This window comes from Polaromonas sp. (genome assembly GCF_029945685.1).
In the GTDB taxonomy this organism is placed as follows: domain Bacteria; phylum Pseudomonadota; class Gammaproteobacteria; order Burkholderiales; family Burkholderiaceae_C; genus Polaromonas.
In genome coordinates, this window is the sequence record NZ_JAQSDA010000003.1 from 95,924 (window position 1) to 107,441 (window position 11,518).

At 64.1% G+C, this 11,518-nt stretch carries 12 protein-coding genes; 7 read left to right on the forward strand and 5 right to left on the reverse strand.

All coding sequences use genetic code 11. The annotated features are described in order from the left end of the window. Positions 1-14: 14 nt before the first annotated feature. Positions 15-935, reverse strand: coding sequence for a LysR family transcriptional regulator (locus PSV26_RS00790; RefSeq protein WP_300517477.1), 921 nt, complete (start codon positions 933-935; stop codon positions 15-17). 120 nt (positions 936-1,055) lie between these two features. Between PSV26_RS00790 and PSV26_RS00795 the strand changes: the two genes are divergently transcribed. Then, positions 1,056-1,709, forward strand: a complete 654-nt coding sequence (locus tag PSV26_RS00795; RefSeq protein WP_300566514.1) for a glutathione S-transferase family protein — start codon at positions 1,056-1,058, stop codon at positions 1,707-1,709. 43 nt (positions 1,710-1,752) lie between these two features. Continuing rightward, positions 1,753-2,727, forward strand: coding sequence for a pyridoxamine 5'-phosphate oxidase family protein (locus PSV26_RS00800; protein WP_300517483.1), 975 nt, complete (start codon positions 1,753-1,755; stop codon positions 2,725-2,727). Between the two features lie 6 nt (positions 2,728-2,733). Here PSV26_RS00800 and PSV26_RS00805 read toward each other — a convergent pair whose 3' ends face one another. Next, entirely contained in the window at positions 2,734-3,657 is a 924-nt protein-coding gene (locus tag PSV26_RS00805) for a LysR substrate-binding domain-containing protein (RefSeq protein ID WP_300517486.1), read from the reverse strand. A gap of 95 nt (positions 3,658-3,752) precedes the next feature. Here PSV26_RS00805 and PSV26_RS00810 point away from each other — a divergent pair, with 95 nt between their 5' ends. Then, complete coding sequence (locus tag PSV26_RS00810) at positions 3,753-4,028, forward strand: DUF2917 domain-containing protein (RefSeq protein ID WP_300566517.1); 276 nt, start codon at positions 3,753-3,755, stop codon at positions 4,026-4,028. Beyond that, the gene (locus tag PSV26_RS00815; protein ID WP_300566520.1) at positions 4,022-4,807 is read left to right on the forward strand and encodes a crotonase/enoyl-CoA hydratase family protein; all 786 of its coding nucleotides are present in this window, start codon (positions 4,022-4,024) and stop codon (positions 4,805-4,807) included. Before PSV26_RS00810 ends, PSV26_RS00815 begins: the two co-directional genes overlap by 7 nt. A gap of 54 nt (positions 4,808-4,861) precedes the next feature. Here the strand turns inward: PSV26_RS00815 and PSV26_RS00820 are convergent, their stop codons facing one another. Next, complete coding sequence (locus PSV26_RS00820; RefSeq protein ID WP_300566522.1) at positions 4,862-5,698, reverse strand: phosphatase PAP2 family protein; 837 nt, start codon at positions 5,696-5,698, stop codon at positions 4,862-4,864. A 268-nt stretch (positions 5,699-5,966) separates the two neighbouring features. Here PSV26_RS00820 and dbpA point away from each other — a divergent pair, with 268 nt between their 5' ends. From dbpA to PSV26_RS00835, 3 genes are all read left to right on the forward strand, one after another. Beyond that, positions 5,967-7,406: an ATP-dependent RNA helicase DbpA gene (dbpA, locus tag PSV26_RS00825; protein ID WP_300517495.1), complete on the forward strand. Its 1,440-nt coding sequence runs from the start codon at positions 5,967-5,969 to the stop codon at positions 7,404-7,406. A gap of 11 nt (positions 7,407-7,417) precedes the next feature. Next, entirely contained in the window at positions 7,418-8,131 is a 714-nt protein-coding gene (locus tag PSV26_RS00830) for an SDR family NAD(P)-dependent oxidoreductase (protein ID WP_300566523.1), read from the forward strand. A gap of 356 nt (positions 8,132-8,487) precedes the next feature. After that, on the forward strand, positions 8,488-9,387 hold the full coding sequence (locus tag PSV26_RS00835) for a transglutaminase family protein (RefSeq protein WP_300566524.1): 900 nt from the start codon (positions 8,488-8,490) through the stop codon (positions 9,385-9,387). A gap of 40 nt (positions 9,388-9,427) precedes the next feature. On the opposite strand, the gene PSV26_RS00840 is transcribed toward PSV26_RS00835, so the two are convergent. Next, entirely contained in the window at positions 9,428-10,390 is a 963-nt protein-coding gene (locus tag PSV26_RS00840; protein WP_300517502.1) for a branched-chain amino acid ABC transporter permease, read from the reverse strand. 141 nt (positions 10,391-10,531) lie between these two features. Next, positions 10,532-11,416: a branched-chain amino acid ABC transporter permease gene (locus tag PSV26_RS00845; RefSeq protein ID WP_300517504.1), complete on the reverse strand. Its 885-nt coding sequence runs from the start codon at positions 11,414-11,416 to the stop codon at positions 10,532-10,534. Positions 11,417-11,518 lie beyond the last annotated feature (102 nt).

Consider the following 11,518-nt stretch of genomic DNA (forward strand, 5'->3'; position numbering starts at 1 on the left):
ACGCCCGGCGGGGGTCATCGTCCCGGATGCAGCTGAGGCGGGGCAGCATGATTGAGCTGCAACAGTTCGGCCTTGATCCACTCAATGAAAATCCGCGTGCGCGCCGGCAGAAGGCGCGAATGGGGATAAACCACGCTGACCGGACGCAGCGGCGGCTCAAAACTGTCGAGCACCACGGTGAGCCTTTTCTGCTGCACATAAGGGGCGACCTGGTACGAGATGAACATGCCAAAACCCATCCCTGCGACACAGGCCTCGACCGCAGGCGAAGCGTTGTTGAATTCGAGATTGCCAGTGACTGGTACCGTGAAGGTTTTCCCCTTTTCATGAAAAGTCCACCACGGGCCCGTCGGCGCGGTAAATCGAACGCAGTTGGCAGACCGCAGGTCGCGCGGATGTGCCGGCACACCGTGTTTGCGCAGGTAGTCCGGGCTGGCGACCACCAGGCGACGTATGCCGAAGACTTTCTGCGCTATCAGTGAAGAGTCTTCCAGCTCGCCGATGCGGATGCCCACATCGATTCCCTCTTCCAGGAGATTGAGCACCCGGTCGTGCAGCATCACCCGGCAGCTCACCTCGCTGTAGCGTTGCACAAATCGGGTGACTGCAGGCGCCACATACATCTGTCCGAACAACACCGGCGCGGTGATGACGAGCTGGCCGCGTGGCTCCCCCATCTGGGGGCTTACCGATGCCTCGGCCTCCTGCACCGTTGCGAGTACCTGCTCACAAAAAATCAGGTAGCGGCGCCCCTCGTCTGTGAGCGCGATGCGCCGGGTCGTGCGGTTGAAAAGTCGCACACCCAGGTGGCTCTCCAGACTGGCAAGGGTGCGCACCATGGCGGGCAAAGACGATTCCATGACCCGCGCCGCGGCGGTCAGGCTGCCTTCTTCCGCGATGTGGATAAACGCCTGCATGGCCTTGAATTTGTCCATGGGCCGATGCTAAATGAATTACTCCGAATTGTGGATGAGTTAAATCCTGTTTCGAGTATTTATTCATATTAATGGATCAAACAGAATACCCGCACCTGAACTCATTTTCGAAGGACATGCATGAGCACACACAATACGGTCGCCCCCGCGCAGCCCATCAAACTCTACCGCGTCGCCATTTCCGGGCACTCTCACCGGGTCGAACTTTTCCTGTCCCTGCTCAAGCTGCCTTTTGAGTTGATCGAGATCGACCTGATGGCCAAAGGGCACAAAGCGCCGGCGTTTCTGGCCATGAATGCATTTGGTCAGGTGCCGGTGATTCAGGACGGCGACGTCACCCTGGCGGACTCCAATGCCATCCTGGTGTACCTGGCGGGTCGGTATGCTGCTGGGGCCGATCATCCGTGGTTGCCACGTGACCCGCTGGGTGCCGCCAGGGTTCAGCGCTGGTTGTCGGTCGCCGCTGGGCAACTCGCTTTCGGCCCGGCGGCGGCACGCGTCAACCAGTTGTTCAAACGGCCGGAAAATGTCGAAGCAGTGGCACGTGCCCATGCCCTGTTCGAGGTGATGGAGCAGGGCTTGGCCCACGCCCCCTTTCTGGTCGGCAGCGCGCCGACGCTGGCCGACATCGCCAACTACAGCTATGTGGCGCATGCGCCTGAAGGCAATGTGTCGCTGGAACCCTATCCAGCGCTCCGCGCCTGGCTGGCCCGCATCGAGGCACTGCCTGGTTTTGTGCCGATGGTGAAGACCCCCATTGGGCTGGCAGCATGAAACGAAGGATTGTTTCCGGGGTGATTACCACAGAGGTGAGGTCATGACCCCGCCCGCGTTTCACGAAGGCGAACGTGCGGTGCAGGCGCGAGTGGGCGTGCAGGAGCGCCTGGCGCAGATCGGCCCGCAGGTGATCCGCCACTTCATGCCGGACCAGCATCGGGATTTTTTTGAACAACTGCCATGGGTCATCGTCGGGACCCTGGACGCCGACGCCCAGCCCTGGGCCTCGGTGCTGGTGCAGGCACCGGGATTTATCCGTTCCCCGGATCCGCAGCATCTGGTTCTCCAGGCGCAGCCGCTGGCGGGTGATCCGCTGGCAGCCAACCTGGCGGAAGGTGCGCCCATCGGCCTGCTCGGCATCACGCCGCATACGCGCCGGCGCAATCGCATGAACGGCGTGTTGCACGGGGTGGGTGCTGCGGGGTTCACGGTGGAGGTCAGCCAGAGTTTCGGCAACTGCCCCAAATACATTCAGGCGCGCGAGCCGGTGCATCCGGGCGACCGAAGTGGTGCCGCGCCAGTGGTGCACGAGCTGTTGCAACTCAACGCTTCGGCGCGCCGGATCATCGCCGGCGCCGACACTTTTTTTATCGCCACGGCCTACGCCGGCGACAGCGTGCAGGCAGGCCGCGCCGGGGGCGTGGACGTGTCGCACCGCGGCGGCAAGCCCGGCTTTGTACGTCTGGACGGGGACGACGTGTTGACGGTGCCGGACTTCGCCGGCAACTACTTTTTCAACACGCTGGGCAACCTGGTGGTGAATCCGCGCGCCGGCCTGCTGTTCATTGATTTCGCCAGTGGCGACCTGCTGTACCTGGCGGTCACGGCCGACATCATCTGGGACGGCCCTGAGTTGGCATCCTTTGCCGGTGCTCAGCGATTGATGCGTTTCAGGGTGCAATCGATGCGCCTGGTGGAGTCCTCTTTGCCCCTGCGCTGGGGCGAGGCGGGGCTGTCGCCGGCGCTCCAAGGTACCGGCGCCTGGACCCAGGAGCCTGTTCCAGGCCCTGGCTGAATCGCCTCAGCCGATGGCTTCCTGTGCGAGTTCGCGCTCCAGCCAGGCGCGGAATTTTTGCACCGCCGGCCGTTCCCCGCCATGGGCTGACGTGACGATGTGGTAGCCCAAGCCCGCCACCGTCTGGCCGGGCAGGACCACCTTCAATTGGCCGCTGCCCAGCAGCGGCAGCACCAGCGGTGTGCGCCCGATGGCGACCCCGGCGCCCTGCACGGCAGCGGTCAGCACATGCTCGTACTGTGAAAAATACAGGCAAGGCTGTCGGGCCGACGGCGGCAGGCCAAGGCGCTCGTACCAGGCTGTCCAGGACATCCAGGAAAAACGCATGGCCGGGTCGTGGTACACCAGCAACGGGCTATCCAGGATGTCGGCGGCCGAGTGGATACGCGCCGCGACGGCGGGCGCCGCGACCAGCAGGGCTTGTTCCTGGAGCAAGGGTGGCGGGCCTTCGCCGGCCGGAACTACAGGCCTGAGCCGCACGGCCAGGTCCATGCCTTCGCGCTCCAGGTTCACCCGGGCTTCCGAGGCGGCGACACGCACGTCAATGGCAGGTTCGAGCCGCTGGAACTTCGCAAGTTTGGGCGCCAGCCACAGCGCGGCAAATGAAGGTGTGGTCGTGACCGCTACCGACGCCCGGTCGACCGCCAGCAGGCGGTCCACGGCCGCGGCCAGTTGCGCCAGCGCCGCGCGGGCCGCCTCATAAAGCTCGCGGCCCTGCGGCGTCAGGCTCAAACCCTTGCCGCCGCGCAAAAAGAGCGCTGTGCCCAGCGCGTCTTCCAGGATTTTGATCTGCTTGCTGACCGCCGACTGCGTGATGCACAGCTCCTCGGCCGCCGCCGTAAAGCTCAGGTGCCGTGCCGCCGATTCAAAGCCGCGTATCGCGTCCAGCGACATGGCACGCAGTGCATGGGAAGAAGAAGGGCTCAGCATGGCATGAATGGCAGGAATACCCCGGATGACAAACCTTCCGGCCACGCGGGCCGGGACGAGGGAAGAATCAAACCACACTTTCCAAGGAGACTGCCATGTTTGTTGCCCAACCCCCGTTGACGCTCGGGTCCATCCCGAAACCCCTGCGCCTGCGCCGCGGCCAGATCCTGACCTGCACCGGGGGTTGCCTCTGGATCACCAGTGATGCGCTGGCCGGGCGCCGGGACAGCGACGTCGTGCTCGAAAGCGGCGAGTCCTTTGTCACGCCGCAGGCCGCGACCTACTTTGTGGGCGCCCCGCGCGGCTGGGGCGTCCTGTCATTTTTATCCCAGCCCACCCCTGCCCGAAACCTGCTGGAAACAACATGCTGATAGAAACCGGACGCCATGGCCAACAGGTGGTGCTCACCCTCAACCGCCCCGACAAACTCAATGCGCTGAATTATGAACTGATCGATGAACTCATGGACAGGCTCAACGCACTGGAGCGCGACGACAGCGTGCGCTGCCTGGTGCTGACAGGGCAGGGCGATAAAGCCTTCAGTGCAGGTGCCGACATCGCGGGCTTTGCGCCCGACATGGCCGCATCGCCCGAGGCGGCCTGGCGCAACTTCGTCACGCGTGGGCAGGCCTTGACGCGACGCCTCGAGAACTACCCCAAGCCCGTCATCGCGGCCGTCAACGGCATCGCCTTCGGCGGCGGTTGCGAAATCATGGAGGCCTGCAGCCTGGCGATCGCGGCGGAACATGCGCGCTTTGCCAAACCCGAAATCCGGCTCGGTTTTCCGCCCCCCTTTGGCGGCACGCAGCGCCTGCCCCGCCACATCGGCCGCAAGCGCGCCAACGAGATGATCCTGACCGGCGACGCCATCAGCGCCGAGGAAGCCCTGTTGCTCGGCCTGGTCAACCATGTGGTGCCTGCCCATGAACTGCTGCCGGCCTGCCTGCAGATGGCCGATCGCATCGCCGAAAACCCCGCCGTGGCCGTGACGGCCTCGCTGCGCGCCGTGACGCGCGGGCTCAATGTGTCCATCGACGAGGGCCTGGCCATCGAGGCAGCGCAGTTCATGATTGCGGTGGCTTCGCAGGATGCGCGGGAGGGCACGGCGGCTTTTGTTGAAAAGCGCCGGCCGGTGTTCTGTCATCACTGAAGCGATGTTTAAAGGCACACAGCCAGAGGTCGGGGGTGAATTCGCTGGGTCGCCCTATCCCAAGGCTGTGGCCCGGGTGCGGTCATAGTAGCGCGTCAACTCGATGCTGGCCACACAGACGGCCAGCCAGGCCGTGCCGGAGGCAAACCCGGCCAGCACATCGGTGGCGAAATGCACCTGGAGAAAAACCCGGCTGCAACCGACCGAAAATGCGAGGGCCGTGGCCAGCAGTACCAGCGGCAGACTCGCGTGCCGTGCCGTGGCCGGCGGCAGGCTGCGCAGCAGCACATAGGCCAGCATGCCGTAAAACACCACTGCGCCAGAGCTGTGCCCGCTCGGGAAACTCCAGCCACCGGCCTGCACCAGGGCACTGTCGTGCATGGGCCGGGTTCGTTCAAACAGCGCCTTGAGCGTGGTGTTGAGCAAGGCGTTGCCGCTGATGGCCAGTACCCAGCCCAGGGCCAGCCAGCGCCGGCCGCGCAGCAGCAGCACCAGCGCCACGGCGAAGCCCAGCACACTCAGGCTCGCCGTGTCGCCGAGCCGCGTGACCCAGGCGAAGACCTGTAAGGCCGCCGCTGGGGTGCTGTCGCGCACGGCGTCTGAAAACAGCTGGTCCAGCTCCCCCACGCGTTTGCCGTCCCCCAGTTCCTCGGCAATTTCCGCAAAAACCGCCGCTGCACCCACCAGGACCGCAAACCCCGCGACAAGGCGGATCGAGAGATACCTGCCTGCAGGCAGTGCGCTCGTTTCGGCGCTAATGGCGTAGCGCTGCGCCAGCCACCACAGCGCTGTAGCGATTGGCAGCAGCAGCACCAGCAGTGCCAGGAAGAGCAACAAACCATGGCTGCCGAGTGTGAACACGGCTACGGCGGAAAAATCATCAGAAGACATGGTGTGGATCAAAGCGAAGGAAAGCTCGGAAAATGCGTTCCCACAAGCTTACGCTGTGCGGGCCGTCTGCGGCCCCTGTCGGTGCTATCGGTGCTGGCTGGCCCCGAAATGCTATCAATACAGTAGCTAATGGCGCACATTGGGTAAGGGCTGAAGCCTGTTTTCATTCATGTCCTGGTCGCCTGGGGCGAAGGCCCCGCCTGCGCCTGCGAGGGGCTCTCAAGGTGCGCCGGGGGGCTGGAAAAGCCCCAGCGCCGATAATCAGGGGATGACTTCTTCCCCTTCGACTTCCAGCGCAGCGAGCACCGACTTCAGCACGCTGCCGCTGAACCCTGCGATGCAGGCCAATCTGAAAACCCTGGGTTACCTGGCCATGACACCGATCCAGGCGGCCAGCCTGCCGCTGGCGCTGGCCGGCAAGGACCTGATTGCGCAGGCCAAAACCGGCAGCGGCAAGACCGCCGCCTTCGCGATCCCCCTTCTGGCCAACCTCAATGCGCGGCGTTTTGCGGTGCAGGCCATGGTGCTGTGTCCGACTCGCGAGCTGGCCGACCAGGTCGCCACCGAAATCCGCCGCCTCGCGCGCGCCGAGGAAAACGTCAAGGTGGTGGTGCTCTGCGGCGGTGTGCCGCTGCGCAACCAGACCGCGAGCCTGGAAAACGGCGCCCACATCGTGGTCGGCACGCCGGGCCGCATCATGGACCACCTGGCGCGCGGCCACCTGACCCTGGAAGCCATGAACACGCTGGTGCTCGACGAAGCCGACCGTATGCTGGACATGGGCTTTTTCGAGGACATCGTGACGGTTGCCAAACAGTGCCCGAAAGAGCGCCAGACTCTGCTGTTCTCGGCCACCTACCCGGAAGGCATCGCGAAAATCAGCCAGCAGTTCATGAAGACGCCGCACACCATCACGGTCCAGGCGCAGCATGAAAAAACCAAGATCCAGCAGCGTTGGTACCAGGTGCCCGACAGCGACCACGACGAAGCCCGCCTGGGCGCCGTCGCGCAGGTGCTGCGTCACTTCCGACCGGCCAGCACGCTGGCGTTTTGCAACACCAAGTCCCAGTGCCGCGCATTGGTGGCCTATCTGAAAGACCAGGGCTTCAGCGCGCTGGCCTTGTTTGGCGAGCTCGAGCAGCGCGAGCGCGATCAGGTGCTGGTGCAGTTTTCCAACCGCAGCTGTTCGGTGCTGGTGGCCACCGATGTGGCGGCGCGCGGCCTGGACATCTCCCAGCTCGAAATGGTCATCAATGTCGACGTCACGCCGGACGCCGAAGTGCACATCCACCGCATTGGCCGCACCGGCCGCGCTGATGAAGAGGGCTGGGCCATCAGCCTGGCGAGCATGGACGAGATGGGTTACGTCGGGAAAATCGAGGTGCTGCAAAAAGCAGAGTCCGAGTGGCACAAACTCAGCGAACTGCTGCCCGCCAGCAACGAGCCTCTGCTGCCGCCCATGGTGACGCTGCAGATCGTCGGCGGCCGCAAGGAAAAAATCCGCGCCGGCGACGTGCTGGGCGCACTGACCGGCGATGCCGGCCATGTGCCGCCGTTCATGCGCGAGCAGGTCGGCAAGATCAACGTCAATGAGTTCTCCACCTATGTCGCTGTGGACCGCGCGATTGCCAGCCAGGCGCAGCAAAAGCTGGCCAACGGCGGCGTCAAGGGCAAAAGTGTCAAGGTGCGTTTCATGGACGAGGCCTGAGTGGTACCCCTGTGAGCGAATGCCGACCCGGGCTGGCGGTGGTGGTGGGCGCCAGCGGTGCCTTGGGCGCGGCCCTGCAGACGCAACTGCAGCAGCAGGGAGACTACGGACGCGTGCTGGGCCTGGGGCGCGCGGGCGAGATCCGTATCGACTATGCGGATGAGGCCGGCATCGCTGCTGCGGCGCAGGCTGTCGCCAGGATCTGTGCCGAGTCCGGGTTGGCGCTGCGCCTGCTGCTGGTCGCGACCGGTTTTCTGCATGGTCCGCAAGGCCAGCCGGAACGCGGCTGGCGCCACCTTGATGCCGGCTACCTGCAACAGGTCTTCCTGGTCAACACCCTGGGCCCGGCGCTGTTGATCAAACATTTCTTTCCTCTGCTGCCCCGACAGGGACGCTGCGTGGCCGGCTTTGTCTCGGCCAGGGTCGGCAGCATAGGCGACAACGCGCTGGGTGGCTGGTATGGCTACCGGGCTTCGAAGGCGGCGCTCAACCAGCTGGTCAAGACTGCGGCCATCGAGTTGACGCGCAGCAACGGGGAAAGCATTTGCGTGGCGCTGCACCCGGGTACGGTGGATTCGCCACTGAGCCAGCCCTTTGCCAAAACCGGGCTCACGGTGCGCCCGCCGCAGGAAGCTGCCAGTGATCTGCTGGCTGTACTTGCTGGTCTGGCGCCGACCCATACCGGGGCCCTGCTGGACTACCGCGGACAGCTTCTGCCCTTCTGAGATTTTACGTAAAAAAGGCCTGTATCCCTTATCCGTAATGCGCGGGTAGCTATAAAAACAGAAGCAAATCGGGTTTCAACCGGACGCTCGCCTAGCGTTTGTTGCGGCACCCGCGTGTGTCTGTAGGTGGCCGCACCGGGTGCGCGTCAGACCTTGCGCCTTTCGCAGATGCGCCTACATCGCCAGCATCATGGCCGTTCGGCCCCTTGCAGTCCGCTGCCGGCTTTTGCGCGCCACAATCGATGTAACGCGGCGATGCCAGCGGTCTTCCGTTGTCACGCCACCCCGCCATTTCTCCGCGAACGCAGCCTGTGTGAAGCAGGCGGGGCTGCCGCATCACTTCAGGAAGACACTGTATGGTCAGGCTTAAATTTTCGATTGAACTGGGTTACCAGGTCGCCGATGCAGGATGCGATTTCATCTTCAACATCCATGCGGCCCACACGCGCGAGCAGGTGGTGGTCAGCGAGACCCTCGGCATCAGCCAGGTGCTGCAGCCCGAGTTTTATACCGACGCAGTCAGCCGCAATCGTTACCTCAAGTTCAGGGCCATGCCCGGCCCGCTGAGGGTCAGTTACGACGCGACGGTGGACATACGCCACCATGTGGCGCAACCCGATCAGGTCGCTGAAGTCGGCGTGCTGCAGCTGCCAGGCGCGGTGCTGCCTTACCTCTACCCCAGCCGCTATTGCCAGTCCGACCGCCTGCACCGGCTGGCCGTCAAGGAGTTTGGCCAGCTTCGCCAGGGTTACAGCCGGGTCCAGGCCATCCGCGACTGGGTCAACCAGCGCGTGACCTTCACGTCCAACAGCTCCACGGGCAACACCACGGCCATCGACACGCTGATCGACGAGGCCGGTGTCTGCCGCGACTTTGCGCACCTGATGATCGCGTTGTGCCGCGCGGTCAACATTCCGGCGCGGTTTGTCAGCGGCATTGATTACGGCGCCGATCCGGCCCTCGGGCCGACCGATTTTCATGCCTATGTTGAGGTCTATGTCGGCCACCGCTGGTACATGTTCGATCCCTCGGGCACCGCGATTCCGATGGGTTTTGTGCGCCTGGCCACCGGACGCGACGCGGCAGATGCCGCGTTTGCAACCATGTTCGGCGGGGTCAGCTCCTCGGCGCCGGTGATCAGCATCGAGGCCTTGCCCGATGACCAGGGCCAGTTGGTGGTGCCCCAGCATGTCGCGGAGGCCTTGTCGACCGACGCAGCAGCAGGCCCCGGCGCAGACGCAGCCGCAGACAACTAGGCCAGGGTGACCGGGCGGGTCTGCCGGACACGTGCGCGGCTTACGCGTCGGGCGCCGCCGCAGCGCGCCGGCGCCGCTCCAGGTAGGCCTGCAACTCGCCGACCACACCCTTGCGGAAGGCCAGCACGCAGAGCACAAAAATCACGCCGATGATCACGGTGACCCACGAGCCCACCTTGTCGGCCAGCATGTTCTGCAGCGAGATCACGATGCCGGCGCCGAACACCGGGCCGAAGAAGGTGCCTACACCGCCGAGCAGCGTCATCAAAATCACTTCGCCCGACATCGACCAGTGCGCGTCGGACAGGGTGGCGAAACCCATCACCAGGGTCTTGAGCGATCCGGCCAGGCCGGCCAGCGCGGCCGACAGTACAAAGGCCAGCAGCTTGTAACGGTCCACCTGGTAGCCCAGCGAAATCGCGCGCGGCTCGTTTTCACGGATCATCTTGAGCACCTGGCCGAAAGGCGAACGCACGATGCGTGAAATGGCCAGAAAACAGCCGACAAACACCGCCACCACCAGGTAATACAAGGCAATGTCCGATTCCAGCGAGAACAGGCCGAACAGCGCGCCGCGCGGCACGCCCTGCAGGCCGTCCTCACCACCGGTAAAAGGTGCCTGCAGGCAGACGAAGTACACCATCTGCGCAATCGCCAGCGTGATCATGGCGAAATAAATGCCCTGGCGCCGGATAGCGACCAGGCCGACCACCAGGCCGATCAGGCCCGAGGCCACCACACCGGCCAGGAGGCCCAGCTCGGGCGTCCAGCCCTGCGACTTGACGACCCAGCCAGTGGCATAGGCGGCCGAACCGAAAAATGCTGCGTGGCCGAACGACAGCAGGCCGGTGAAACCCAGCAACAGGTTGAAGGCACAGGCAAAAATGGCGAAGCACAGCAGCTTCATGACAAACACCGGGTAGAGCCCGAGCATGGGTGCCACCAGCGCCAGGATCAGCAGCGCGATATAGGTGATGCGGATCAATTTTTTTGCGTTATTCATTCAAATATCCACCGAGCCGCCAAGGGAGAAAAAGTTGTAGTCCAAGCAGGGGCCGCGGAACCGGCTTTGCCGGGCCGCAGGCGCAGCGCCCCCTCGGGGGGCAGCGCATTACGCGAAGCGAAAAGCGTGGGGGCCAACATCCTAGGCCTCCTTGCCGAACAGGCCGGCGGGCCGGAACATCAGCACGATGACCATGATGACAAACACCACGATGTTGGACGCTTCGGGGTAGAACACCCGGGTCAGCCCTTCGACGATGCCCAGGCCGAGACCGGTCAGGATGGAGCCCATGATGGAGCCCATGCCGCCGATCACGACCACGGCAAACACCACGATGATCAGGTTGGAGCCCATCAGCGGGTTGACCTGGATGATGGGCGCGGCCAGCACACCGGCCAGCGCGGCCAGCGCGGCGCCGGCGCCGTAGGTCAGCATCACCATCATGGGCACGTTGATGCCGAAAGCCTGCACCAGCGCGGCGTTTTCGGTGCCGGCGCGCAGGTAGGCGCCGAGCCGGGTGCGCTCGATCAGGTACCAGGTGCCCAGGCAGACCACCAGCGACACCAGCACCACCCAGGCGCGGTAGTTCGGCAGCACCATGAAGCCCAGGTTGGTCGCGCCCGAGAGCAGTTCAGGCACGTTGTAGGACTGGCCCGACGCGCCGTAGAGCTCGCGGAACACCCCCTCGAGAATCAGCGCCAGACCAAAGGTCAGCAGCAGGCCGTACAGCGGATCGAGCTTGTACAGGTGTTTGAGGAAAAGACGCTCGATGACCACGCCGAGCGCGCCCACCAGCAGCGGCGCCAGGATCAGCGCCCCCCAGTAATTGATGCCGAACTTGTCGAGCATGATCCAGGCGGCAAAGGCGCCCAGCATGTAGAGTGCGCCGTGCGCAAAATTGACCACGCCCAACAGGCCGAAGATCACCGCCAGCCCGAGGCTGAGCATGGCGTAAAACGCACCATTGACCAGGCCCAGCAGCAACTGGCCCAGAAAGGCTTGATGGGGAATACCGAAAATTTCCATGGAGACCCGTCAGTTCACGCTGTGAGAGTACAAACAATATCTAAGTAAAAAGTGGCCGACCGCGCTGCGACCGGCCACTAGTACCGCAACCCGGAAGTAGCG